At 60.4% G+C, this 25,149-nt stretch carries 24 protein-coding genes and 2 pseudogenes; 24 read left to right on the forward strand and 2 right to left on the reverse strand.

Annotated features, from left to right (window positions below; genetic code table 11):
• The 8 genes and pseudogenes from AB8B33_RS37125 to AB8B33_RS37160 all read left to right on the forward strand — a co-directional run.
• A pseudogene (locus AB8B33_RS37125) lies at window positions 1–523 on the forward strand (plasmid partitioning protein); the annotation flags it as partial.
• A gap of 79 nt (window positions 524–602) precedes the next feature.
• Window positions 603–1,454, forward strand: a complete 852-nt coding sequence (locus AB8B33_RS37130) for a DUF7007 domain-containing protein (protein WP_164565951.1) — start codon at window positions 603–605, stop codon at window positions 1,452–1,454.
• A gap of 444 nt (window positions 1,455–1,898) precedes the next feature.
• Entirely contained in the window at window positions 1,899–2,660 is a 762-nt protein-coding gene (locus AB8B33_RS37135) for a hypothetical protein (RefSeq protein ID WP_318035248.1), read from the forward strand.
• A gap of 296 nt (window positions 2,661–2,956) precedes the next feature.
• A pseudogene (locus AB8B33_RS37140) lies at window positions 2,957–3,884 on the forward strand (ArdC family protein).
• A gap of 248 nt (window positions 3,885–4,132) precedes the next feature.
• Window positions 4,133–4,660, forward strand: coding sequence for a hypothetical protein (locus AB8B33_RS37145; RefSeq protein WP_439019337.1), 528 nt, complete (start codon window positions 4,133–4,135; stop codon window positions 4,658–4,660).
• A gap of 129 nt (window positions 4,661–4,789) precedes the next feature.
• A complete protein-coding gene (locus AB8B33_RS37150; protein ID WP_045024377.1) occupies window positions 4,790–5,035 on the forward strand; it encodes a type II toxin-antitoxin system Phd/YefM family antitoxin in 246 nt (81 codons plus the stop codon).
• On the forward strand, window positions 5,028–5,423 hold the full coding sequence (locus AB8B33_RS37155; protein WP_164565952.1) for a hypothetical protein: 396 nt from the start codon (window positions 5,028–5,030) through the stop codon (window positions 5,421–5,423). The genes AB8B33_RS37150 and AB8B33_RS37155 overlap by 8 nt, the downstream gene beginning before the upstream one ends.
• Window positions 5,424–5,793: 370 nt before the next feature.
• Window positions 5,794–6,105: a DUF736 domain-containing protein gene (locus AB8B33_RS37160; RefSeq protein ID WP_105385273.1), complete on the forward strand. Its 312-nt coding sequence runs from the start codon at window positions 5,794–5,796 to the stop codon at window positions 6,103–6,105.
• Between the two features lie 45 nt (window positions 6,106–6,150).
• Here AB8B33_RS37160 and AB8B33_RS37165 read toward each other — a convergent pair whose 3' ends face one another.
• Window positions 6,151–6,429, reverse strand: coding sequence for an HU family DNA-binding protein (locus AB8B33_RS37165; protein ID WP_130663715.1), 279 nt, complete (start codon window positions 6,427–6,429; stop codon window positions 6,151–6,153).
• Window positions 6,430–6,825: 396 nt separating this feature from the next.
• Here AB8B33_RS37165 and AB8B33_RS37170 point away from each other — a divergent pair, with 396 nt between their 5' ends.
• Window positions 6,826–6,990, forward strand: coding sequence for a hypothetical protein (locus tag AB8B33_RS37170; RefSeq protein ID WP_204337986.1), 165 nt, complete (start codon window positions 6,826–6,828; stop codon window positions 6,988–6,990).
• 94 nt (window positions 6,991–7,084) lie between these two features.
• On the opposite strand, the gene AB8B33_RS37175 is transcribed toward AB8B33_RS37170, so the two are convergent.
• Window positions 7,085–7,354 (reverse strand): WGR domain-containing protein, encoded by a 270-nt coding sequence (locus AB8B33_RS37175; protein WP_439019338.1) that lies wholly within the window; start codon window positions 7,352–7,354, stop codon window positions 7,085–7,087.
• Window positions 7,355–7,762: 408 nt separating this feature from the next.
• Between AB8B33_RS37175 and AB8B33_RS37180 the strand changes: the two genes are divergently transcribed.
• The 15 genes from AB8B33_RS37180 to AB8B33_RS37250 all read left to right on the forward strand — a co-directional run bounded on the left by AB8B33_RS37180 (window position 7,763) and on the right by AB8B33_RS37250 (window position 25,131).
• Window positions 7,763–8,101 carry a hypothetical protein gene (locus AB8B33_RS37180; RefSeq protein ID WP_164565954.1) on the forward strand — a complete coding sequence of 113 codons (339 nt, stop codon included), beginning with the start codon at window positions 7,763–7,765 and terminating at the stop codon, window positions 8,099–8,101.
• 1,312 nt (window positions 8,102–9,413) lie between these two features.
• The gene (locus tag AB8B33_RS37185; RefSeq protein WP_439019340.1) at window positions 9,414–10,223 is read left to right on the forward strand and encodes a hypothetical protein; all 810 of its coding nucleotides are present in this window, start codon (window positions 9,414–9,416) and stop codon (window positions 10,221–10,223) included.
• A 582-nt stretch (window positions 10,224–10,805) separates the two neighbouring features.
• On the forward strand, window positions 10,806–11,954 hold the full coding sequence (locus tag AB8B33_RS37190) for a lytic transglycosylase domain-containing protein (protein WP_246711349.1): 1,149 nt from the start codon (window positions 10,806–10,808) through the stop codon (window positions 11,952–11,954).
• A complete protein-coding gene (locus AB8B33_RS37195) occupies window positions 11,951–12,322 on the forward strand; it encodes a TrbC/VirB2 family protein (protein WP_164566034.1) in 372 nt (123 codons plus the stop codon). Before AB8B33_RS37190 ends, AB8B33_RS37195 begins: the two co-directional genes overlap by 4 nt.
• A 2-nt stretch (window positions 12,323–12,324) precedes the next feature.
• Window positions 12,325–12,651: a VirB3 family type IV secretion system protein gene (locus tag AB8B33_RS37200; RefSeq protein ID WP_164566033.1), complete on the forward strand. Its 327-nt coding sequence runs from the start codon at window positions 12,325–12,327 to the stop codon at window positions 12,649–12,651.
• A gap of 3 nt (window positions 12,652–12,654) precedes the next feature.
• The gene (locus AB8B33_RS37205) at window positions 12,655–15,174 is read left to right on the forward strand and encodes a VirB4 family type IV secretion/conjugal transfer ATPase (RefSeq protein ID WP_439019341.1); all 2,520 of its coding nucleotides are present in this window, start codon (window positions 12,655–12,657) and stop codon (window positions 15,172–15,174) included.
• Window positions 15,152–16,324 carry a lytic transglycosylase domain-containing protein gene (locus AB8B33_RS37210; RefSeq protein WP_130663722.1) on the forward strand — a complete coding sequence of 391 codons (1,173 nt, stop codon included), beginning with the start codon at window positions 15,152–15,154 and terminating at the stop codon, window positions 16,322–16,324. The genes AB8B33_RS37205 and AB8B33_RS37210 overlap by 23 nt, the downstream gene beginning before the upstream one ends.
• Before the next feature lie 22 nt (window positions 16,325–16,346).
• Window positions 16,347–17,138: a conjugal transfer protein gene (locus AB8B33_RS37215; RefSeq protein WP_130663723.1), complete on the forward strand. Its 792-nt coding sequence runs from the start codon at window positions 16,347–16,349 to the stop codon at window positions 17,136–17,138.
• A complete protein-coding gene (locus AB8B33_RS37220; protein WP_130663724.1) occupies window positions 17,135–17,344 on the forward strand; it encodes a hypothetical protein in 210 nt (69 codons plus the stop codon). The genes AB8B33_RS37215 and AB8B33_RS37220 overlap by 4 nt, the downstream gene beginning before the upstream one ends.
• A 21-nt stretch (window positions 17,345–17,365) precedes the next feature.
• Window positions 17,366–18,439, forward strand: coding sequence for a type IV secretion system protein (locus AB8B33_RS37225; protein WP_439019342.1), 1,074 nt, complete (start codon window positions 17,366–17,368; stop codon window positions 18,437–18,439).
• Window positions 18,440–18,498: 59 nt separating this feature from the next.
• Complete coding sequence (locus AB8B33_RS37230; protein ID WP_439019343.1) at window positions 18,499–19,233, forward strand: virB8 family protein; 735 nt, start codon at window positions 18,499–18,501, stop codon at window positions 19,231–19,233.
• Window positions 19,230–20,063 (forward strand): TrbG/VirB9 family P-type conjugative transfer protein, encoded by an 834-nt coding sequence (locus AB8B33_RS37235; protein ID WP_130663727.1) that lies wholly within the window; start codon window positions 19,230–19,232, stop codon window positions 20,061–20,063. The genes AB8B33_RS37230 and AB8B33_RS37235 overlap by 4 nt, the downstream gene beginning before the upstream one ends.
• A gap of 10 nt (window positions 20,064–20,073) precedes the next feature.
• On the forward strand, window positions 20,074–21,408 hold the full coding sequence (virB10, locus tag AB8B33_RS37240) for a type IV secretion system protein VirB10 (protein ID WP_130663728.1): 1,335 nt from the start codon (window positions 20,074–20,076) through the stop codon (window positions 21,406–21,408).
• Complete coding sequence (virB11, locus tag AB8B33_RS37245) at window positions 21,405–22,454, forward strand: P-type DNA transfer ATPase VirB11 (protein WP_049730566.1); 1,050 nt, start codon at window positions 21,405–21,407, stop codon at window positions 22,452–22,454. The genes virB10 and virB11 overlap by 4 nt, the downstream gene beginning before the upstream one ends.
• Window positions 22,423–25,131 (forward strand): type IV secretory system conjugative DNA transfer family protein, encoded by a 2,709-nt coding sequence (locus tag AB8B33_RS37250; protein ID WP_439019344.1) that lies wholly within the window; start codon window positions 22,423–22,425, stop codon window positions 25,129–25,131. Before virB11 ends, AB8B33_RS37250 begins: the two co-directional genes overlap by 32 nt.
• The last annotated feature ends 18 nt before the right edge of the window (window positions 25,132–25,149 follow it).

Consider the following 25,149-nt stretch of genomic DNA (forward strand, 5'->3'; position numbering starts at 1 on the left):
CGGCCATGCGAAATGCGCCCCGCATGCGGTCCGGCTGATCGATGAGAACGGCAAGCTCTCCTTTAATCGCGATACCCTTGGCCAGGTCGCCCGCTCGGTGCTGATCGAGGTGCTGTCGCTTCGCCGCAACCGGTCCGATAGCGGACTGGTTGCCCGCATCGCCGGCGATGCCATCGGCGTTGACCAGTTCCTGCCCAACATGGCAAGCGAGGAGTTTCTCTCATGCCTGTCGCGCAACGCGCTGGAAGCTGTCGCGGAAACGGCGGGCGTTCCCGATCGCATCAAGGTCAAGGACACTCGCGCCGCCGTGGTCGAACATTTTGCCGGCGACCACTTTGTTCTACCGGCCGCAGCGATCGCGCCAGACGCTGCCGAGGTTCGAGCCTGGGCGAGCCGCTTCTCTTCCGCCCCATCCGACCTTGAGGAGGATGACGAGACACCCCCCGTGACAGAGGACGTCGTTCCGGCCTCTGACCTCACCGGCGTTGACGGCGCCGACGATTTCCGCGAGGCGGCCGAGTAGCATCTGCCAGCCAGTTTCCCTCCTCCGCCGCCGGCTTGCCGGCGGCGTTTTCATTTCCAGACATGGACAGGAGCAGACAATGTCCGCAACATCTCCCCTCTACGGAATAACCCGCGACGGTCTCGTCGCGGCTCTCGTCGGTGATCAGGCCTTCGCCATGGTCCCGTCTGAGGGCGGCCATCACCTCGTCAAGGCCTGGGGCCTTGCACGACCGATCGAGGATTGGACGATCGCCGATTTTCACGATCGGCGAACCGATCCGGTCGACGAGGTCGGGTTCCGGCGCACAGTCGAGGAATGGGCGACCCATGTCGCCCAACTGGCCGATCTCCGACGCCGGACAGTCTCCGTTCGGACTTCGACCCCCTGGGGCCAATCGCAGCACGCCGTCCTTTACGCCGTCGGCATCATTGCCCATAGCACCGCAAGCCATGGCGGCTTTGCGCTTTCGGCGGACCGCAACAGGCTCATTCCATCGAGTTTACGGGTCCAGGACGGATTCTACGAGGAGGATTGCGCCTGGGTAGCGGTGGCGACTGCCTATCCCGATTTGTTCACCGATTTCGAGAAACGCACGGCTGACGACATACTGCGCAATGTCTACCCGAATGCTTGGGAAGCAATGCACGATCAGGTTCTCCAACCAGGCCAGTCCCGCGGCAAGGACCGCAGCCGCTTCGACCGCGACAACGCCGACCGATGGGTGGTCGTTTCGGCCATCCAATCCAGGCAACATCCAGGCTTCGTCGAATGCATCGCCACGCTCGGTGGCAGGCGAGAGACCGGTGGCCGCGCACCGGCGGAAGACCAACGGCGCTACCTGGTTGATGAGGCGATCTACGACATCGGCGCGTTCGGCTTCGTCATCGACGAGGCCCGTGACCGGCGGTACGCCGGACCGTCGAGTTTCGCCGGCTGGACCGAGGCGTGAGATGCCGCGGCGAACCGCAAGGGCCGGTCGGTCCAACCGGACTGGTCAACGCCCGAGGCCGGCGCAGAGGCGAGCCGATGATCGTCGCAACCGTCGCGTCAGGACCATGGTGGTGCAGGGCCGGTTTGTCTTTCGCAGATCTTCAAGCGTTGCGGCGGCGATTGCCTGGACCATCGAGCGCCTTGTGCACGACGAGTCGGCCGAACCGCAGTGAGATCTCGATCTATGTGTCGAGAAACCATCGGCGACCGATCGTCTGCCGATTGTTCGCCGGGGCGGTGGCGCGCCGCGGCGGCCATGAGCGATGCCATCCGGTGTCGGCAAAGACGTCGAGCAGCTTCCGGCTCAGTCCTCGGGTTTGCTGCGGTCTGAACCGGTCGCAACCTGGTCAAAGGCCGCGTTCCGCGCCGCGTGGCGGCAGGATCGAGGCGCGCTTCGCAATGCGTGGCCGCGTTCGCTGCAGACCGCTGCGCGGCCCGCATCCTCCGCAACCCCACCCCGCTCGAGCGCATCGACCTGACCTTGGGCCAGGCCGCTTGCCCGGTTCGTGTCGACCGCACCCGAGGGACAGGCCGGAAAATGGCAGCCCCGGGCTTCGCTCAACCACACACAAGGACGTCGATCATGACATCGCTCAACCGCTCTTCCAAGGCCCGCCCCGCCGCACAACGCCCCACCACCCTCGAAATGGTCCGCCTTGCGTGCCCGGACGCTTCCCAGGCGAGCCGCATCTGCGAAAGCTTCGGCCTTGCCATCGTCGACAGCGATGGCATCCGCGAGCTTCATCGCAGCCAACTCATCGACAGCGCCGACGCGCTAAAAGAGGGCCTCGCCGAAAAGGCCATGCAGATCCACATGCAGCGCATCGTCGGCTCTTTCGTCGGCTCGGCCTACGGCGCCGGGCAATTCTACAGCCGCGCGGTCACCGAGGCGCGGGACCTCACCACCAAGCTCTCCAATGACGATCGCAACGAAGACCTCGACGGCCCGGTCGGTTTCGACAGCCGGGCGCAGCGCAAGCGCGAATTTGCCGCCGACATGGGCTTGCAGGCGCACGTGCTCCGCATGGCGGCCGAAGGTGCCGTCTCTGCCTACGAAGACATCACCGGCGAAACCTGGAAGCCCTATGAACGCGCCGGTTCCACGGTCACGGCGCCGTCGATCGATCAGAAGGCCGCGTCGCTGCAAATGTCGGCCTTCGATTGAGCCGAAGGGGCGCAAGCCCCTTCTTCGTCCGAGAAGAGCCGACGCTTTTTTTGCGCCGACTCTTCTCGGTTTGAAAGCCAGGCGCGCCAATCACGGTTCGTCCCGGTGAGCGGTCTAGCGTCGCCGGTGATCAACGGTCGCAACGGCCAAGCCGTCCTCCACTTCGTTTCGGCCCGTCCGCCAAGGTCCCGACAGTCAATCTCGTATTTCAACGGGTGCGCCGCCTCCGGCTGCCGCTTCACCGACCGCCGTGACGAATCGCGATAGGCGCGGTTTGCAAAGGTGAGGACAGGACGATGAAGAAGGATAAAGGGACCAATGAACAGCGGGTGGACGTCTATGCGCGCATCACGGACAAGATCATCGCCGCGTTGAATGAGGGCGTGCGGCCGTGGGTGCAGCCCTGGAAGAACAAGCATCTTGCCGGTCGCGTGTCGCGGCCACTACGCCACAACGGCGAACCCTATTCGGGCATCAATGTGCTGCTTCTCTGGTCTGAAGCCATGGCCCGCGGCTATGCCTCGTCGACATGGATGACATTTCGTCAGGCGCAGGAGCTCGGAGCATGCGTCAGAAAGGGGGAGACCGGCTCGATGGTGGTCTATGCCAACCGGATCAGCAAGACCGAGACCGATGGCGCGGGAAACGAGATCGAGCGCGATATCCCCTTCCTGAAAGCATACACGGTTTTCAACGTCGAACAGATCGACGGCCTTGGCGACGTTTATGCGCATGCGCGCCAAGATATCATTGGGCGACCGGTCGACAGGATCGCGCGCGCGGATGCCTTCTTTGCTGCGACCGGGGCTGTCATCCGGCACGGCGGCGACAAAGCCTTCTATTCGCCAGGCCTGGATATCATCCAGATGCCGCCAATCGAGACATTCCGGGACGTTGAGAGCTACTATGCAACGCTCGCGCACGAAAGTGTGCATTGGGTCGGTGCCACTCACCGGCTCAATCGTGATCTGTCGCGATATACGAAAGACCGCACGGAGCGCGCGCGAAGAGCTGATCGCCGAACTCGGTGCCGTCTTTCTCGCCGCCGACCTTGGGATCGTGCCGGAACTGGAGCCGCGAGCGGACCATGCGAGCTATCTCGCATCTTGGCTCTCGGTACTGAAGAATGACAAGCGCTGCATCGTCCAAGCCGCAGCTCAGGCACAGCGGGCCGTGGCCTTTCTTCACGATCTGCAAGGCGAGTCACGACAAGATGCAGCCTAGTCGTCATTTCAAGACACATGCCGACTGCGTCGGAAACAGTCGCGTCCCCTTTGGGGCCGCGTGTCTCTTCTCTCTCTAACGTCCTATTCTACTCCAGCAAATCCGGCGTCAAGGACGGCGCGGTCTCCCCCAATTTTGCCGCAAGCGACAAAATCGGTTCCCCCGCTTGCAAGCCGCGTGCGCGGTCCTTGACCCCTCTTTGCAACAGAGTGGCCGATCTCCGTCATCAAGATGAAGGAGATCACATCATGACATCAAACGCTAGCCTGATGCTGTATACCGAACTCGCCGGCTTCCGGCTCATCGTCCTTGCAAATCGCCTCGGTTGCGATAGCGATTTCTTTCAAGAGCTTCATGATCGCCTGATTGACGGGCTCGACGCAGCCATCGATCGGGTTCGCATCATTATCGACTTGGAGCGGAAACTTCTCGCCGGTGACGAATTTGCCGCTTTCCAACTGGAGGGCGAGACCGAGATTTTCGAGCGGTTCACCATCAACCTCTTGGATGAGATCGACATCGACTACGACACACACGAATATCGCCTCGATGGAGGCCCCTGGATCAGCGCCTTGGCCGTAGATGACACAGGCGTCGATATCGATTATCCCGAGCTGGTTCCGTTGACCGACGAAGAACTTGGCTCCTTAGCGCCTGTTATGAGGGACATTGTTCGGCAGACGGGAATTGCCATCCATGCCCGTTGGCTTAGGGGCGCGGAACAGGACCTACAGCTTCCGATCCAGGCCATGCAGGATCTGCCTTGGCTGACATAAATCAGCCCTCGCAGGGACGGGCATCTGGCGCTCGTCCCTGCACTTGACGATCTGAACGCCACCGCCGATTCAGATTGCATGAATCGCATAGAATACGTATTATAGGTAACTCACGATGGAGGCTTTGCGATGAAGCAGTTTACCTTTTCAGACATGAATCGCGCTTCAGGCGAAATCCTCGAGGCGGCCCTCGTCGAACCAGTGAGCCTGACCAAGCGGGGCAAAGACAAGCTGGTCATCCTGACCGCCGAGCAATACCGAAAGCTCATCGGCCGTTCGCACACGCAAGCCTATGGATTGCTCGACGCGCCGGAAGACATTCATCAGGAATTGATGACCGGCCTAGACGATATCATCGGGACTGACAATGCTTGAGCCTGGGCAGATCGTCCGGTTTTTTTATCTGTGGAGCCGTGAGGCGGCGCAAGGTGAAGAGTCGGGTCGCAAGGCGAGGCCCACATGTGTTGTCGTTCGCACGCTCGCCGTGCCAGGCGTTGTGTTTCTCTTTCCGATCACGTCTCAATTGCCCGGAACTGAGCGGGTGTCGCTTGCCATCAGTCAGATGGAGTGTCGTCGAGCCGGGCTGGATTTCCCCTGCTGGATCATTCTCGACGAATATAATCGGGTAGAGCTCGACAAGGCATTCGACTTCGAGACGACCACGCCGATTGGCACCTTCAGCCCTGCCTTTCTCAAGACCATCGCCAGCACCGTCAAACAGGCGGCTGCGGCCCGAAAACTCGCGGGCGTCGCGCGCTCGTGACGGTGACAGCCTTGACTCGAGGCTGGCGGGGACCAACGCCGGGGTAATATTGTCGCTGCTGGTGTGACGCCCTTATTCGCCATTGCCTTCCTTCATCACGCGCAAGGCACACCCACCGCGGTCTCGATGGGGCATGTCTGACCGAAGGCCGCCTCACGCTGTTCGGCTCGATCGGCATCCGCAACGGCCGGCTCGTTTTCTTCCCCTGGCCGCTACGCGTCCATTCCTCGCGAAACAAGAAAGCCTCGGCCCATGGCCGTCCTCCACTTCGTTTCGGCCTTTTCAGGTGCGGGCCGATCGCCCCCGGTCTGATCGACAGCCATCGAGGCCGCGATGGGCGCGGCCCGAGCAACTAAAAAGGAATACGACAATGGCAACCATCGGCTCTTTCACCGCTTCGGAAAACGGCTTCTCCGGCACCATCAAGACCCTCAACCTCAACGTCAAGGCCAAGATCGTCCGGGTCGAGCGCAGCTCAGAAGACGCTCCCGACTTCCGGGTCCTGGCCGGCAATGTCGAGTTCGGCGCAGGCTGGCAGAAGCAGGCCCGCGAAACCGAGCGCGACTACATCTCGGTCAAGCTCGACGATCCGAGCTTTCCGGCGCCGATCTACGCGACGCTCACCGAAGTCCAGGGCCAGGAAGGCCTGCAGCTTATCTGGTCACGCAATACCCGCCGCTGAACGGGCAACAAAGCCCCGCTCGATCCGAGCGGGGCTTTTCCCATGTTACTTGTTAAGCGCATCCTTCAGCGCCTTGGCTGGCGTAAACGCCAGCTTTTTGGCGGCGGCGACCTTGATGGTCGCGCCGGTCGCCGGATTACGCGCTTCGCGTTCCGGCGTATCCTTCACCTTGAATTTGCCGAAGCCGGGGAGGCTGGTCTCGTTGCCGGCAATCGCCGCTTCGGTGATGGCAGCAATGACTGCCTCAACCACGGCCTTTCCCTGAACCTTGGTCAGCCCGTGCTCGGTTGCGAGCTTGTCGGCAATTTCGTTAGTGGTGGTCATTTTCGTCTCCGCATCGTGATCGATACGAAATCCCTGCCACCGCCGTCGTCGGCTGTCATCGACGCGCTGCGGCAAATGGAGCGGAAAGCCCGGGATCTCCACAGCTATTCAGGTCACATGTCAGTTAACCGAAGAGCGGGCATCGAGCCCGCCTTCGATTTCGGGTGCGATACGGAGAGGAATATCTGCTCAGTCCGTCCGAGGGTGCCATGGGTGCATGACGGCCTCAAGGACGAGCGGTTCCCCCAATTTTGACTCCGCTCCGGTTCCCTACGCTCCGACAAAATCGGCACCCCCACTCGCCGCCGCTGGCGGTCGCGTTCCGCGATCCCTGACCCCGCCACGCCCCCATGACCGCGCGCGTCGTCTTTCACAAACGTCAAGGAGATGACGACGATGTTGCTGGAACAACACATTGAAGAGCTTCGCCTCGAATTGCGCGAAGCAATCGACCCGGTGGAGCGCCGCTCGATCGAAACCGAACTAGAGCTGGCCAGCGCCGAGCTTGCTGTGATCACCGCAGAGCAGGAGGGCGCAATCGACGCCGAGCCACCCTTCTGAGGGTGGCTTTTGCCATCTCGCCTGGCCTAACGCGCCGGGTCGCCGCCGCCTCAGGCTCGAAGGTTCGCCTTGCTCGGCCTCCTTCCGCCATCGGTCAGGCAGTCGTCTCTCGCGAGAGATGCGATCTCGGGCCGTAGCCGCGCTTCCGCTTCTGCCACAGGAGTTGGAGGAAGAGCCCGACCGCTTCCTCCTCCCTCTCAAAATGATGTACCAGTCTTTGGCCGCTGGCGCCGATGCGGCCCCATCGGCGGATCAGACAGGCTTCGCCGAACAGGTTGGGCTCGACCGACATCGCATAAAAGCGCGCCATGTTCTTCCTGACGTCCGTGCGTTCGACATAGAGCTGGTAGGGCTGCGCGATCATGACAGGCAGAATCAGACAAGGCAGACTCCGCGTCCAACGAGATATTTGAATCGGTCGGTGTTCATTGATTCACGCCGGTGATGGGTCGTCGGGGGTGAGTTGCATTATACCCGGGCGAGCCGCCTGCGGCCGATGCAAGCGGTGTTCGCCGATAGGGCCGGCTCACCGCCGGACACGGACACGGCGCCTGGCGGCGCGGTGGGCTCTTCTTCTCTGACCTCCCATTGTGCACCCGCGACTCCGGCGTCAAGGACTGCGCGGCCTTCCATTTTCCAGGCGCCCGCCCTTTTGGGCGTCCCCAGGAAATCGGCTCCCGCTTGCCGCCACCGGCGGTCGCGTTCCGCGATCCCTGACTCCTCGCGGCTACGTTGCGGCCTCCTTCCGTCAGAGGACGAAAGGAGACATTTCATGACAGAGCGAAAGATCAAATACATCGACGGTGGCAGCCTGGAATACTGGCGGCAGCGTACGGAAGGTTTCTGTCTCATCCACGCGGCGGAACGCGCGCTGCTCCGGGTAAAGCGTGCACCAATGTACATCGCCGGCGGCTATGACGAGGATGGCGATGTCATCCCTGTCGAGAACCTCGGTCCATGGAATGCTATGGACGCTGCCATCTGCGCCATTGAGGCGAACGAGACCGCCGTCGATATCCTCGTCGCCCTGCGTCGGACACATTTTGGCCAGTGGCCGGTCGAGGCCGTGATCCGCGAACTGGAAGAGGCCGGTAAACCGTACAGCGACTGAACGTCCGACGAGAGGCGGCGCGTCCGCCTCTCGTCCCTCTCTCGGTTCTTTGACCGCTGGCCGGCATCGAGCCTGCGCGCGGTCTTGAGGGGAGAGACTTGCCGCCTCTCCCCTCAAGCTCCCCTCTCCCTGCGGCGCGGGTCGAGACCCGGCCTTTCGGGCCGGTAGGCGGACGCTGCCGCGACTTCCTCAAACAAGACGGTAAGGACGAACACCTTGCGCTGCACCCTCATCCTTCGGGCATCCGCTCCAGATGTTCGTCCTCACCTGCGGTGCGCTCGCCGTCTCGTCGTTCGGAAGTCATCGATGCTCGTTCCCTTCGGTCACGGACACCTCGACCCCTCAAGACGACGGCTCGCTTCTGCATCCACCACCAAAGCCGCTGCCCACCCTGCTGTTCCTCCCGCGCGGATCACAGTCTTGCGACTGAGATGGCTGTTGCTTCGTCTGACGACTCGCAACAGCATGGGCGCGTCGGGCACGGTGGGCAGCGGCTTTGGTGGTGGATGGCAGGATAGGCTATTGGTATACCAATAGCCGTTTCGCCCGAGGGGCGATTGTCGCTAGGGCGAGCCGGCGACGGAGGCATCGTCCATTTCCCGTCGATCCAGAGACGAGACGGTACAACGAAAAGGCGGCGGGCCCTCGGGCAAGGTGGGGCAGGCGACCACTTGGGTCATCGACCGCCGGATGCGATCGAGAACAGCAGGTTTTCAGCGAATAGGTGAATGCGCGAATGAGCGAATTGGCGAAATGTCGATCCGCCGAATGAACAATTGTTTGGTTGGGTAGATCGGCAAGTCGGTGAATAGGAGTCTCAGCGCGTCGGTCTTTGAGAGAATAAGCCACTCGGTGAATCGGCCCACATGTGAAGCGGCGAATAGGCGTCTGCGCAAATCGGCGACTAGGTGCCACGCCGATCCACCGAATGACCTATTAGGTGATTGGGTAAATCGGGGCATGAGCGATCGGGCGTATGACTGAATGCGCGGTTCGGCGACTGAGTGCATGCGAGACTCAGCGAATAGGTGATTGTGCGAATGAGCGAATAGGGGAATCGCCGATCTGCCGGATGGGTTTTTAGGCAATTGGCATCGGTCGATGAAATGTACCCAGGTCCCACCAACAAACGCACCTTCCACGAGTTCTGAAGGCGAGTTTACTGCAAGACGCATTCAAGCAAGGCGTCAGGGTTCAGGCTTGTGAAACCTCTACCGGTTGCAAATAATTACACTGAAGTATAAGTTCACGCGAAGCCAGTTTTCGCCCTCTGCCCGGCTGTTCCAGCTGCCATCCCCCGTTTGATGAACGCATGTTTTCGATGACACACAGCCGATCTCTTCTGACCAAGGAATGGTACAAGGTCCCGATTTGCGTCGACTGCCCGAACTGCGGCGCGCAAACGCGATCGGCCGGCATCGTCGTGGGGCCGTCGAGCTTAATCGGAGATCCCGCCGACTCCGCCGAAAACGATATCCTGACGAGGCCCCCGGCTTCGCTGGACGGGTTTGCATTCGTCGAAACGCTGAGCGGTCGAACTCAAAATATTGAGCGCTTCGTCGTCAACCGCTTTCATAGCATGTTCGCTTTCAGAAACGATTGCTTGGTGCCGATTTGTGAGCATTGCACCGAGGGTCTCGCACCGCCCGCGATCCGGTCTTCAGTGATGAATGATTTCGTCCGTTTGGGGCGGAGGCGGCTGCGGGTGAATGAACGGCTGCTGATCTACTCCTCGAAGGCGATCCTGACGGAGTTTCACGGCGGCACATCGATCGAGGAAACCAACTTCCCGTATCCCGACTACGCGGTTGTGCTCGTCTGCGACACGGAGAGCCCAGGTGGCGATACCGGTACACTCGAATTGTGGCATAGCATCGCGCGCAACGACTACGCCGTTCTTGTCAGGGGGCGTGACGGTCGCGAGGTGCTTCGCGACGCCGTCAACGACGATTTGGCCAGTGTGGTGGCAACCGTCTCCGATCTTGGATTGGTGCTGACACAGCTTCATCTCGCGCAGGCGTCGTCACCATACTGCGCGCTTGCCCGCGATCTCTTTCTCAAAGCGCTCGGCGATGCCGGGTATCAGCAGGAACATCAGGAGGCGGATCATGCAGATCTCTAGAGCACTATCGCGACTTCTCGCCATTCCGCTCGTTCTTTCGGGATGCGCGCAATTACCGCCACCAGCGCGGCCGTCGCCACCACCACCATTTGCGTATCTGAGCCTCACAGCCTGCCGAGACTATCGAAGCAATGTCGAGTGCCAGCTGGAATATGGCACGAAGTTCGGGCGGCATCGCCTTGGCCCGGTGCAAGAGGTCGCGCTAGCCCTGGCGACCGATCGTGACGATGTTCGGTATCAGGTATCGTCGTGCTGGCCCGCTCCGAGAGTCCAGCGGCAGTTGCCGAATTTCGTGTGCCGAATCTATAGAGCTCGATCGGGGAATGATGCCGGCTCCGTGTTGATCAAGGGCGGAACGGCGGTTCGCCTCGCGCGAATTCTGGGCGATCGGGAACAATTTGAATACCGGTGGACGCCTGACCCGTGGTCGCGCCTAAGGGATTGAAGTCTATTGTGAATGTTTGGGCGCAAAGCGTGAATCTTTCTGCGAATTATACTCAAGTGCAATTTTTCGGTTGATTTCCAGGCCGGGATACAGTTCAACCTATTATACCGCAGTATAATTCATGAACTGGTTTGACCATGTTTCTCAGCCCGCTTTCTCCCCTCCAGAGACCGCAAACCGAATGGTCGCGACACGTTTTTTGGCCTGCAATTACATCTGTTCTTCTCCTGACCTCTTTCACCGCCAGTACCGGGAAGGGCGGTCAGTTTATCGTAGCCGCGCAACCGCCTCAGCGGGGCGATCGGCTGCGCTCTGTTGACAACTTCAGATCAGGCTTCGCGGCAACCCATCCGAGTTTGGCTGCCGTGGCCGTGACGACCACGGAGAGCGCGGCCTCGTCGCCGGCAATCGATTGGACCAATTTCTCACAGCGGATCGGTGAACCCGACACTGCCGATAAGATGACGGCCAGCCTGTCTCCACTGGGGACAAATGTGGTCGACACGATGGAAAGCAGCCTTGACGTGCAAGGCACGGCCTTGAGCGGAGGTGCCGGAGCCAAACCAGGCGTTTATTCGTTGATCGGCGTTTTTTCCGCTGATGATCAGCCGGTGAGCGCAGCCGTCAACCAGGCAGGCGAGCCTCACAAGAGCAGCGCGACGGCCGGAGCGCGACCTGACCTCATCGCCCAAATGCCCCAGGAGTATACCGCGCTCGCCATAAAGATCTCCGTCGAAGAGGGCGTCGATCCGAACTGGGTGCTGTCAATCATGCGCGCCGAGAATGGCGATTTCGATCCCGAACTGGTCAGTGCCACTGGCGCCATCGGCCTGATGCAGGTCATGCCGAAGATCGGGAAGGCTTTCGGCGCTGCCGACCTTACGGATCCCGAGCAGAATATCCGTGCCGGCACCCGCTTCCTGCGCCTCCTCATCGATAAATATCGCAATCCGGTTCTCGTCGCCTCCGCCTACAATGCCGGCGAACCCCGCGTCGATGTGCGTCATTCCTTGCCGCTGATTGAGGAGACGGCCGACTATGTGACGCGGGTCGTTGGCTACTACACGGGTGCATCGTCACCTTCATCAGCTTCAAGCACTGGCAACGCAACTCCGGCCGCTCCGGCCCCTGGTCGTCCTATAGGTCGCGCTGATCGGGCTAGATCCCCAATGCTTGTCTTTTCCATTTCCGGCACGCCCGTGGCGGCAAGCCGGAGCCAAGAGGAGGCTGCTGAGATCCCATTCGGCAGCCCGGTTAAAATCGTCAAGGAAGAGGTGCACCCATGAATCGTTCCGAATTTGCAGTCCAGGTCCTCGTCGTCTACGGGCGCGCGGTCTGGTACTCGTTGATGAGACAGAAGTGGCTCGGCAATGCTGCAATCATCGTCACCGCCAGCCTGATCCTCCTCATCAGTCAATTTGAGCCAGCCGCTGCGCAAAATCTCGATGCGTTGCAGAACGCCGCCGATCGGCTAGTACAATTCTTTACCGGACCGTTCGGCCGCTCGGTCGGGGCGATCGCCTTCATCGGAATGTTTCTGGCGGCGGCCTTCGGATACTGGTCCTGGGGAGCGCTGCTTCGTGTCGGTGGAAGCCTTGCTGGCATGTTTGCCGCTGCCGAACTCGTTGACTTCCTGGCTGGCGGCGGATCCTGATCATGGCGGGGTCTCCAAGCACTGACGACGCTGGCGACGATTATATCGAGTGCCACCCCGTCATACTCGCGCTCACTCGGCCGCCGACCGTGATGGGCATACCCTACACCTATTTTCTAGCGGAATGCTTTGTCTCGCTGATGGTGTTCATGATCTTGGGCTCGATCCTCTGGTTTCCGGTTTCCTTCGTCATCCTGCACACCATCCTCTATGTGCTCACAGTCAAGCTCGACCTCTGGTTCTTCGACATCGTCGGGAGGCTCAGCCTGTGCGGCATCAACCCGCTCGGCCGTCGGCTCGGCGGCGGCATCCGAACCTACGGAGCTTGACCCATGAGCACGATGGCAAGATCGCTGAAAGGAACATTGTCGAAGGGATGGGAGATATTTGCCGACCGCAGTATCTCGACCCATGTTCCGTTCTATGTGCCGATCGAAAACGGCATAATCCGGCTCAAGAACGATTGTTTGGTCTCGACCATTAAGTTGACGGGCTTCTCATTCGAGACAGCTGATATCGAGACGATCAACATGCTGCAGCGCCAACGCAACTCGGCGTTTCGGGCAATTTCGTCCATCGGCAATTTCGCGCTCTACACCCATGTCATCAGGCGCAAGGTGGCGCCATCGCTGCCGTCCGGCTTTTCCGACTCCTTCATGCGGCGCCTCGACGACGTCTATCAATCGAGCATCTCCAAGAACGAAATGTTCGTCAACGACACCTACGTGTCGCTGGTCGTCCGGCCATTGTTCAAGAAGGGATCGGCGCTGTCCCGGATCATGGGCGTTGGCGGCAATGTGGTACGCAAGGAACAGTTTCGGGCGATGCGCGATAAATTGGTCGAGGCGACGCGCGCACTTGAGAAGTCCCTTGCTGTTTATGGTCCAAAGGTTCTGCGCGATATCCAACGCGTCGAAGCCGAGCTTGGGAACGGAAGGAAGATCTATCGCGACATCTCCGAGGACATGGTGGTCGAGGAGGGCATGCGGAAGATCTGGTTCTCGGAACAGTGTGAATTCTTCTACACACTCCTGAACGGCGGGCGCGTCCGGCCGATCCGGCTTGGCAATATCCCGATCGACCAAATGCTTCCCGCACGTCGAACGTCGATCGGCAACCGGGTCATCCATTTGCAGGGCGATACGCAGGACGATGATCGATATGCCGCGATGGTATCGCTGAAGGAGTACCCGCCCGAAACCGGGGCCGGTATGCTCGACTATGTTCTCAAGCTGCCATTCGAGATCGTGCTGACCCAGTCGATGTCATTCATCGACGACATGGCGGCGCGCAGCCGGATCGAGAGGATCGACCGGCAGATGTCGAAAGCCGACGAGGGTGGTTCCAGCGTCCAGGCCAATCTCGACATTGCCCGTGACGAACTGGCTCGCAAGCGCGTCGCCTTCACCGAGCACCATCTCACCGTCATGCCCGTCGCCAAGTCGCTGGCCCAGCTGGACGACGCGGTAGCGCTCATCGGCAATGAATTGGGAGCGCTCGGGGCCTCCTACGTTCGCGAAGACCTGAATGCAGAGCCGGCCTATTGGGCGCAGCTTCCCGGCAACCAGGCGTACATTGCCCGCCGAGCCTTAATCTCGACCCTTAACTGCGCGGGTTTAAGCAGCTTCCATGCCTATCCCTATGGCAAGCCCGACGGTAACCATTGGGGGCCGGCGATCACCATTTTCGAGACGACGTCTGGCACACCCTTCTTCTTCAATTTCCATCAGGGTGATGTCGGGCACACCACCGTCTTCGGCCCGACCGGATCGGGCAAGACCGTGATCATGGCTTTTCTGATCCTGCAAGCCTACAGGGTCAACCCGCGCCTGAAGACGATCGTCTTCGACAAGGACCGCGGCCTCGACATCATGGTACGCGCTGCAGGTGGCACCTACATGGCGCTGGAGCCCGGAGAACCGTCCGGCTGGAATCCGCTCCTTCTCGATGACACCGAAGAGAACCGGGTTTTCCTCTACGGCCTTCTGAGCTTCATGTTGAAGCCCTCGAAGGAAGGCGAGAACCTGACGCCGCAGGAAGAGGCGATTATTCGCAACGCCATCAAGTCGGTCCTGAAGACGAAGGACAGATCCTATCGCCGTCTGTCGTCGCTACGTGCTCTTCTGGCCGGCAGCGAGAGAACCGAGGGGAGCCTGATCGCGAGGCTCGATAAATGGGTCCGTCATGGCCCCTATGCATGGCTCTTCGACAATGCCGACGACAATCTCCACATTTCCAGGCCGATGATCGGCTTCGACATGACGTCGATCCTTGACGATCCCACGGTGCGCACCGCAGCACTTCTGTACATGTTTCATCGGCTCGACGCGATCTATGACGGCAAGGCGCCGATCATCAACCTGATGGACGAAGCCTGGAAGCTGCTCGATGACGACGAGTTCAAGCGCACGATGAAAGACTATTTCAAGACCATCCGTAAACGGAACGGTCTTGTGATCTTTGGCACGCAGTCCGCCGACGACGTGGTTCGATCGAGCGTCAGCCGGACGATCATCGAGCAGACGTCGACCAACATTTTTTTCGCCAATCCGAAGGCCGACGAGAACTCCTACATGGAGCATTTCGGGCTCTCCAGGGCCGAATTTGACTGGGTCAAGAATGGCGATCCAAGTTCGCGCTTCATGCTGATCAAGCAAGCCAAGAGCAGCGTCATCGCGCGCGTCGACATGTCCCACATGCCGGAATTCATCAAGGTGCTTTCTGGGAGGGAAGAGACCGTGCGCGAAGTCGAGCTGCTGCTCGACGAATACGGTGACGATCCGAAAGGCTGGCTTTCGAAGTTCTGCAACTGGGAGAGAGGCGCGTCCGATGAAGACCGCAAGGCTTTCTGAGCTGGCGACCGTCAGCCTCCTGGTGCTCGCCGCCGTGACGACCCCGACCGCCTACGCACAGGTGCCCGTCATAGACAACGCTCGTCTGAAGATCCAGCAGGAGACGTTGAACTGGTACAAGAGCTATGAGGCGGACACTCAAGGGGTAAAGGGCGCCACGGGCGGAACAACCGACAGCGTGGCACCCGGCCAAGGCTCGGGCGCACCGGCCGATTGTTCGGCGGAAGGTATGGCAGGAAACACAGCGCCCGCCGCACCGTCGAAGCGGACCCCGAGCCAACAGGAGGTCGCTCGCATGGTCGAGGACGAGGCGCTGCGCCAGGGCGTCGATCCAAACTTTGCTATGGCGATTGCCGAACAGGAATCGCGCTTCCGGCAATCCGCGCGTTCCGCCGTTGGCGCGACCGGCGTCATGCAGTTAATGCCGGGAACCGCGGCAGGTCTTGGTGTCAATCCCTATGACACGCGCGACAACATTCGTGGCGGCGTCAAATACATCAAGCAACTGCAAGGAATGTTCGGCAATCGCTATGACCTGATCGCCGCCGGCTACAATGCCGGGCCGTATCGCCAGTCTCTGCAGAACGGTCAGGTCCCCGACATTCCCGAAACACAGGACTACGTCAAAAAGGTTTCGGCCTATTACAGCCGCAACAAGGCGCAGAATGGCGACCGTACTCCCCCAGCTGGCTCCGAAGCCGAGCCGGAAACTGTCAGCGATAGCAGCAGTTGCGGTGAGCAACTGAAGAAGGCCGTTGATCGCAACACGGAGGCACAGATCGAGCGCGGGAATGTGTGGAACGCCTTTGTAGAGAAGTCGACGGAAGCGAACCAGCAATATTTGCAGCGTCTTCAGGCCGGGTTGCAATCGTCATCGGCGAACCTGCGCGGGGCGGGCGGCGGCTATGCGAAGGACCACGACGGTTCGCTTGTCATGGCGCAGATCCAATGCCCGACGACAATCGCCGATACCGGCAGCACCCGCTGCTTCGCCGTGCCGTCGACGGCGACGACCGAACAGATCCAGCGCTGGCTTGAGGACCTGCAGGAACAGGCGCGCGCCGACGGCGACGTCGCGACCTTCTCGGTTATGCAGGATCCAGCACTGGGTCTGGTGACGGTCGTCGACGCCAGACCGACAGCAAACTGAACGAGCAAGAGAGGTTAGGCACATGAAGACATTCATTATCGCGGCGGCTCTTGGCATCATCGTCGCCTCGCAGGCTTACGCGCAGGTGCCGGTCAAGGACGCAGAGAACATATCTCTGAGCGAGGAGATCAAGCGGCTTTCGTCGCAGATCCAGCAGGACACGTCAGTCGTCAAGGACAATACGACGAAGACGCTGCAGGCGATTACCGGCGATCGTACCCAGGATGCCAGCCAGTTTGCCAAGCTTGCGACCGGCAATGGTTTCAGCATGGGGCAGGCGCCGGATTTCAATAGCATCTTGTCCGGCAACCAAGCTGTGTTTGGCGGTATCAGCGGCCAATTCCAGAATACGGCCGCCAAACTGATCAATGGCTTAAATCTGGTGAAGATGGTCGCCGACACGGTCAAAGGGGGCAAACTCTCCGGTGCCAACCAGGCTTATTCGCAAGGTATAAACGCGTTAACGACCATGACGGCGCTCACCGATGCGATGAACAGCGCCACTAAGGATAGACAGAACTCCTTCATGCAGGCGACACAGCAGGTCGGCACCGCGCAGGATCTGAAGGGAGCGCTGGAGCAGAACACCCAGATGGTGCTGCAGGGCAACCAGACCGCCAACGAGGCCGTCGGCTCGCTCAACAATCAGGTCATGCTGTTGAACCAGCAATACAGGGCCGCGCTCGCGACGTCGTCTCAGAACCTCAAGACCTTCGCGACGCTCCCCGACAGCGTCATGCGCGATGGCGGCGCCGGTCAGCAAGGCGTCTCCGTGCGGGATCAACTAAAGGCGTTCGAGGAGCAGTCACAGTGAGGCTGATCTTCGTCCTTGTCCTCGGCTGCGTGGCGCTTTCCGGCTGCGCCGGCAAACAGGAACAACTGGCGAAGTGCTCCGCCGACGAGAATCCGGTGCCGGCACTTGGCTTTGATAAGGAGCAGAAGCCTGGACCCGCTGAACAGGCACTGGCGGCAGCCGTCGTGAACGATTGCGGTCCCATGCGACCCGTTAATCAATTCTAGAAGCCACTTACAGGATGCGACATGGATCCGGTCAGCTACGCGATCAATTTCTATGGCGATGCCTTGCGTTACTTCGACAAGATCAACGAAGCGTCGCTGGAACGAGCCTGGGGTCTGTTTGCCGAAAACGGCAATCTCGTCTCTGGGATCCTGGCGATCTTCCTGATCCTGTACTTTCTCTGGGGCGCGCTCGGGTTTTCCAGCGTGTCGTTGCAGGATATGGCTGTCACGGCATTCAAGCTCGCGCTCGCATACGCCCTGATCATGTCCTGGGCGACGTTCTACGACAATATCGGCCAGTTCGTGTTGTCGACGCCACAGGATCTTGGCTCGGCGATTTCCTCGGCAATGGGTGGGCAATCGGCCGGATCGGATCTTGCCAGCCAGGTCGCGTCGATGGCGCGCAAAGTCTACGACTTTGCCATGCAGCTCTTCAATTCCTACGAATCCGGCTGGCTACCGAACGTCACCGGCGCTGTCGTCGTCTTTATCGTCCTCGTCTTCGGACTGCTACCGATGCTCTTGATCCTCACAGGCGTGACGCTGTTTGCCAAGATGATCACCGCCGTCATGCTAGCGATCGGGCCGATCGCCATCCTCTGCTATTTCTTCGGCATCACGCGCTTCGTCTTCGACGCCTGGGTAAGGGGCGTCGCCTACGGCATGTTCATGCTTCTGTTCACCTACATCATGGCCGGGCTGTCTTTCGGGTTTCTGATTGGCATGATGGACACCATCAACGGTGACATGGCGACCAAGGAGAACGCGCTCGCGATCGTGCTGGCCATGGTTCTGTACCTGGCACTGATCTCCTACTTCATTTTTCAGGTTCCTGATTTTGCCCGCACCTTCGCTTACGGCGCTGCCATATCCGGGGTGCCGGGCGGGGGTGGCGTCGACGCGGCATATGGATCGGCACGAAGGGGCCTGTCGGCCAGCAATTCGAGAGCCGGGCAGGCCGCAGCGGTTGCTCTTGGCATGTTGGCAGGCCCCAGAGGCGCGGTAACCGCAGCCGCGCTCGCCGGCAGCGGCGGCATGGCAGGTGCCGGCGCACTCGGCCGCATGCTGACCAACCGGCGCCGCAACGGCGAGTGACGATCCGGCGACAAAGATGTTTCCACGATTTTGACGCCCACGAATTCGAGGTTTGAAACTTGGCATTGTTCAAAAAGCAATTGAGGGCCGCCCCGGCCGATCATGTCCCCGGTCCGCAGGATATCTACGATCAGCATTTGTCTTGGGGAGAAAAGAACCGCTCGCTCAGGACCTTGATTGTTCTCATCCTGTTGGCTTTCGCCGTTGCCGGCTGGGTCGTCGCCGGCGTGCTTTCTTTTTCGGTTGCCCAGCTTTTCCCCCTTGTCCGCACCGAGGTCGTTCCTCTCATCGTCGACAAGAACACAGGATACATGGAGACCGTGACATCTCTCGACAAAGATCGGTCCAGCGTCTCGGAAATGCAGGCCGTTCGGGCCTCCTTCGTCGGCAATTACGTCATACGGCGGGAGACCTACGATCCGCGCTATCTGTCGGACAATTTCGACATGATCGCGCTTTGGTCGGAGCCGAACTCGGAAGCTTTCAAGGACTACGAGGAGTGGATGAACCCGTCCAACCCACGAGGGCCTGTGAAAACCATGGGCGCGACCGGTGACATCCGTCCGGAGATCCTCTCGGTCAATCCGCTCAATGCCTCGACCATGGCCGTCCGGTTCGAAACACGGGAGCGCCGACGTGGCGGTGACGTCGTCAATCGGTGGTCTGCAACAGTACGTTATCGCCAGATCAATCTGCCGGCCAGCAACCGGGTTCGGCTTTACAATCCGCTCGGCTTTGTCGTTACCGAATATGTGAAGGTACCAGAGACAATGCCCTCGGGGCTCGCCCCATGAAGAGATGCGCCGCCGCATTTTTCCTCGTTCTGCTCATGACCCCAGCAGTCGTTCATGGCGAGCTCCTGGCACGGCCGGGCCGGCTTGACCCACGCGTCCGGTCACTTCCGTATTCCGCCGAGCAGGTATTTCTCGTCACCGGCACCTATGGGCTGGTCACGACCATTCTCTTCGGTACTGACGAGGAGATCACACAGGTCGTCGCGGGCGACACCGTCTCCTGGCAGATCCTCACCTCGGCCGACAGGCGTTCGTTGACATTGAAGCCGATGGAGAAGGACGCGGCGACCAATTTGTCGGTTGTGACCACGAAGCGAACCTATTCCTTCGATCTGCGCGTCAACGACAGCAATGCGATGCAGAACCAGACCTTCAAGCTGACATTCACCTATCCGGAAGATGTCGGCTTGAAAGGAACTGCCGACCTCTGGAAACAGGCTCAGGATGCCGAGCGTAATCCGAATATCAAGAACATTCGTCGCGACAAGGTCAATTACGACTATGGCTTCAAGGGCAACGATGCCGCCAAGCCCCTATGGGTCTTCGACGATGGGGTGAAGACCTTCATGAAGTTCACCGGCGACATCCCAGCGATCTTCATCGTCGACCCCAAGCGGCGCGAGAGCCTCGTGAACTATCGTCGGGAGGCCGATTACATCGTCATCGACAAGGTCTCGCGGCAGTGGTCCCTCCGGTACGGGACCGAGGAGGAGACATGTCTGTTCAATCTCCGGACGTCTCCCGCCGACACTCCGGCGCCCATCGAAGGTGCAGTCGCTCCGAAGCGGATTGGAGCCGGAGCCGCCAACCAGCAATCCCAATCACGATAGGAGGTGCGCCATGTCAGATCCCAGCTACCACTCGATCGACAACGATACCGCCATCGGCGGACAGGTCAGACGTTCTGGCATCGGCATGATGCGGCCGATCGCGGTCGTTGCGGCGATCGTGGGCGTGGGCGTGGTCCTGTATTTCCTCCTGGCGGGCGGAGAGAGGGAGCCGGCAGTCGACACGTCGCCGCGCGAAGAGTTTCGACCCGCGCAGGTGCCGCGCAGTGAAGGCTTCAGGACGCCAGCGCCTCCGCCGCTTCCAACGGTTGAAGTCCCCGAGGCTCCCCCGCCGCCAGCTCCGCCACCACCCGCGCCTGTAGTCCCCGCCGCTGCTCCCGTAGCACCCCCGGCGGAAGTCGATTGCACGCGAGGCAAGAACCCTGACAACCCGCGCTGCATCGAACTCGCGCGGGAGGCAAAGCTTCTGGAGCGCGTACGTTCATCAGCCATGGTCTTCGACCAATCGAATAAGACGACCGGTGCGGCCCAAGCGTCCGCCGATAGCACGAGTGCCGGACCGTTCGGATCAGGGGTTGGATCGGGGGCGCAGCCGAGCGCAGCGACGGATGGCAATGCTACCGATAGTGACCGCGCGTTCTTGAAGGCGATGGGCGGGCAAGGCGTCGAAGTCTCTGTCGCCTCGCAGAACCGTCGCACCGACGCCTGGATCCCCCAGGGCACGATGATCCGGGGAACGCTGGAGACAGCGATCAATTCCGACCTCGCCGGCATGGTCAAGGGGATTGTCCGCGAAGACGTCTATTCCTTTGACGGCCGTCGAATTCTTATCCCAGCTGGTTCCTCGCTGATCGGCGACTACAAGTCCGGGGTCGAACGGGGGCAGGAGCGCATCCTGATCGTCTGGACCCGCATGATCCGCGGTGACGGTGTCTCGGTGCAGCTTGGCTCCTACGGCGCAGACCGACTTGGCCGCTCGGGCATGACGGGTGTCGTCGACCGGAAATATTGGGAACGGTTCGGACCGCCGGCTCTGATGACGCTGATCGGCGGCGCCACGCAATATATCGCCCAGCTCGGCCAGAAGCCCGACCGGAATATCACCATCATCAACGACAGTGGCAGTGTTACCAGCATCCCGCAGGACAATGGCGACACGTCACAGGATCGCGCCCGGCAAATCGCCGCCGAGACCATCGCTTCCGGCATTCAACAGCTTGGCACGGAAGCCTTCCAGGACAGCCGCAATATCCGGCCGACCATCCACATCCCGCAGGGCTCCGACATCAACGTCTTCGTCACACGCGACCTCGACTTCGCAGACCTCTATCCCGATCCGGTTCGTGAGCGGTTCGAGAGCTTGCGCAAGCAGAGATACGGCAAATGAACGCACGCCCTGCAATCTCCGCCGAACGGCATTTTCTGGCCGAGGCGCTGGAACCCATCCGGGCCTTTCTCGACGATCCTGCCGTTGTCGAAATTTCCTGCCAGCGCAGCAACGAGATCTGGCTCGAGAAGATCGGCCAGCTCAGCATGGTTAGCCAACAGGTCGACGGCCTGGACCAGGACGCGATCCGCCACATGGCGTCTCGCGCGGCGTCTTTTACCAAGCAGACCGTCAACGCTGAGAACCCGCTGTTGTCGGCGACACTGACGGGCGGCGAGCGCGTGCAGTTCGTCCTCAGCCCGACGTCGGCGACGGGGCATGCCTTCTCGATCCGCAAGCAGTTCATTCGTCGCTTCGACCTGGACGACTACGAGAAGGCCGGCGCGTTTCGCTTCACGAAGGTTACTGGCGATGACTATATCGATGACGTGGATATCGAGCTTTCAACGCTGCTCCGCGCCGGCAAGATTCGCGCTTTCCTGGAACTCGCGGCCGTCAATCATCGCAGTATGTTGATTTCCGGTGGGACATCCACCGGCAAGACGACGTTTCTCAACACCATGCTGACTTCCATTCCAAACCAGGAACGCTTCATCCTGATGCAGGATACGGAGGAACTCGAACCGCGACAGGAAAATGTCGTGTCGTTGCTGGTTTCGAAAGGAGGCCAAGGGGAGGCCAGGGTCACCATGACTGATTTGCTGGCCACGGCGCTGCGGCTCAGGCCGGACAGGATCTTCATGGGCGAGCTGCGCGGCGACGAGGCTTTTGATTTCCTGAACGCGATCAACACCGGCCATCCGGGATCGATGTCGACCATCCATGCGAACTCGCCGCACCATGCGTTCAACCGCCTGTCGACGCTGGTGCTCAACAGCAATGTCCGCATGGAGCGCGACGATATCATTCGATATATCCGTTCGATCATCCCGATCGTGGTGCAGTTGAAGAAGAGCGATGCCGCCGGCGGCCGCGGCGTCAGCGAGATCTACTTTGCCGATGAGGTGGACAAAGATGGCAAGCGTATTCACGTCAGCGGAGACTGACCGCCCAAAATGGACCGTCCTGCAGCGTGCCTCGCTGATTACCTTGCCGGTCGCGCTGTTTTGCGCGGTCATGCTTTGGCTTATTTTTTTCACGCTGATCTACGACGCCTATATCTTCTCCTTCGGATCGGTCTCCTACTTCGACTATGTCGGGCAGGTGCGCTTCGTCGAGGCGCTCCGCTATACCTGGTCGATTATTCACACCCGCAATACGGTCGGACTGTCGCTGCTGGCGTTCGCGCTTGCCGCGCCGTTCCTGTTTCTCCTGCTCAGCCTCTGGATGCTGAAGGGAGGCAGAGCTCTCTCGCGCAAGATCCTCTACCTCCTGCATGTCCGTTCGATGTTCAGCCTGATCACGCATACGGCTCTGGTCTTCGCGGCTGCCTATGCCGGCGTGATCATCTATGGCGTGGCCTTTTATCTCGTGGCTACCAAAGCCGGCGAACACGCCGAGATCGCCGGCTACTACGGCAATCATCTGGCCGCGATGTATCAGGCGCCTTTCGGCGCAACCGACACGGCCGGGACGTATCAGAAGCCTTCCCGGCAGACGGTACTCGCCGCACTTGCCGGTCTTGCCGCCGCCGGCGCTTTGGTAGGATTTCCGATCGGCGCGGCGATCCAGCGTCGCCAGCGGATGATCATGGGAAGGGCGCGTCTGGCGACCCTCAAGGACGCGGCCGATTTTCGTCTGCGCGACAAGCGCGGCATCGTCCTTGGTCTAAAGCAAGGGCTTCTGCTGCGCAACGACGGCGACCAGCACGTCATGGTCATCGGCTCGCCCGGGCAAGGCAAATCGCGAGGCTTCGTCATCCCGACGATGATGAGTTTTGAAGGGTCGCAGATGGTCCTCGATATGAGCGGCGAGCTGTTCGAGGAAACGTCGGGATACCTGAAGAACAAGGGCTACGAGGTTTTTCTTCTGGCGCCCGGCTCGAAATTCACCGACGGCTATAACCCGCTCGATCTGATCAGCACCGAGCCGAACCAGCGGATCACCGACCTGCAGAAGCTGACGCAAATGCTGTTGCCGGAACGCCTGCGGTCCGACTCGTCCGACTTCTGGGAGGAGAGTGCACGGATCCTACTGACGGCGATGCTGGGGTTTGTGCTCGAATGCCCGGACACGCGCAAGTCGCTCAGCGAACTGTACCGCATCCTCAATTCCATGTCCGATGAGCGCAAGGCGATCGTGCAATTGCTGGAAAACTACGAGGCGGTCCTTTCCGACCAGACCCGTATGCAACTGACCAAATTCGCCGGCCGCCACGAAAAGCTCGGGGAGGGGATTGCCGCGGAGATCGTCGCCAAGCTCAACTTCTTGCAGAACCCGCTGGTCGAAGCCCTTACCTCGATCACGTCAATCCCGATCGACACCATCAGAAAGCGCAAGATGGTGGTCTACATCCAGGCGGACTGGAACGCCATGCAGATCTACGAGCGATTGATCTCGATGTTCATCCAGCAGATGGCCGACAAGCTTGTTCAGTTGGGTCCGTTGCGCAACGGCGAGCACGAGGTCCTGATGATGCTCGACGAGTTCGGCAATGGCGGCCGCATCGATACGGTGCTGACGCTCGCGCCGCTGATCCGCAAGAACGGCGTGCGCTTCGTGTTCATTCTCCAGGATGGTGCCCAGCTCGAGCGCCTGTACCAGCGTTCCGGCCAGAAGATCCTCATGGGCGCATCGACGATCAAGCTATTCATGAACTTCCAGAGCCAGGAGGACGCGACCGCGGTCTCGATCGCTGCCGGCAAGACGACGGAATGGGTCGAGCAGTCTTCCTATTCCCACCGCCACGGACGCCGCCAAAGAGCGATTTCCAAAGTGCCGGTCTCGGTCGACCTGCTTCCCGTCAACACGCTGATGATGATGAAGCCCGAGGAGGCAATCCTGCAGGTCACCGGCATGCCGCTGATGCGGATCATGAAACTCGATTCTGGCGGCGAGCGGATGTTCGCCAAAGTGCGCAAATTCGGGCCAGTGTCGCGGCCATGCATGGAGCCGATCGAATGGACAATCGGCCATCGCGACCACGCAGCCGGCACACGGTCTCGGCAAGCCAACGACGAACGCTTCATCGTCAAAGACGGTGTTCGCCATGTTTATATCTCCTCCCTCGATGAGCTTCGCGATCGGCTCGACCTGGATGAGGCGCGCGAGATTGGGGGTGGCGACGATGATCCTGCCGCCGCGGAGCAGAAGCAGCGAAAAGAACCTGCATCGGAACCTGCAGGAAGGCGTCGACAGGACCGCGTGCCGAACCGGCATGGTCCCGACCGCGACCCTGCCATCGATCTGAAAATCGACGAGCGGAGACTTGCGGATAATCTCTATTCGGGATCTCCGGCTCGCAACGGCCGTCGACGCCAAGAAGCCAACCAGTCTGCGGATCATGCCGCCTCGCACCCTGCGGAGCCAGGCGTTCTCAAGCGGCAGGAGGTCAGGGAGGCGTTCGGAAGCGACTTGCGGACCTTGAACGATGCGATCTTCGAACAGGCCGACGAGCTCGCACTCGAACCAACCGACCTCAATTCAGATGTCGACCTCCTGATCGAGACCTTATCGAACCGCCTGACGGAGACGAGTTCACTGGATTACCTTCATCAGTTCGCGAGGGTGGCGCGCGATCCGTTGGGCGAGGACGTCGAGCAACTCGATGAGCCGGGCGAATAGGGCGCGTCTAGCGCCGCG

The organism is Rhizobium sp. 768_B6_N1_8 (assembly GCF_051811225.1).
Taxonomy (GTDB): Bacteria; Pseudomonadota; Alphaproteobacteria; order Rhizobiales; family Rhizobiaceae; genus Rhizobium.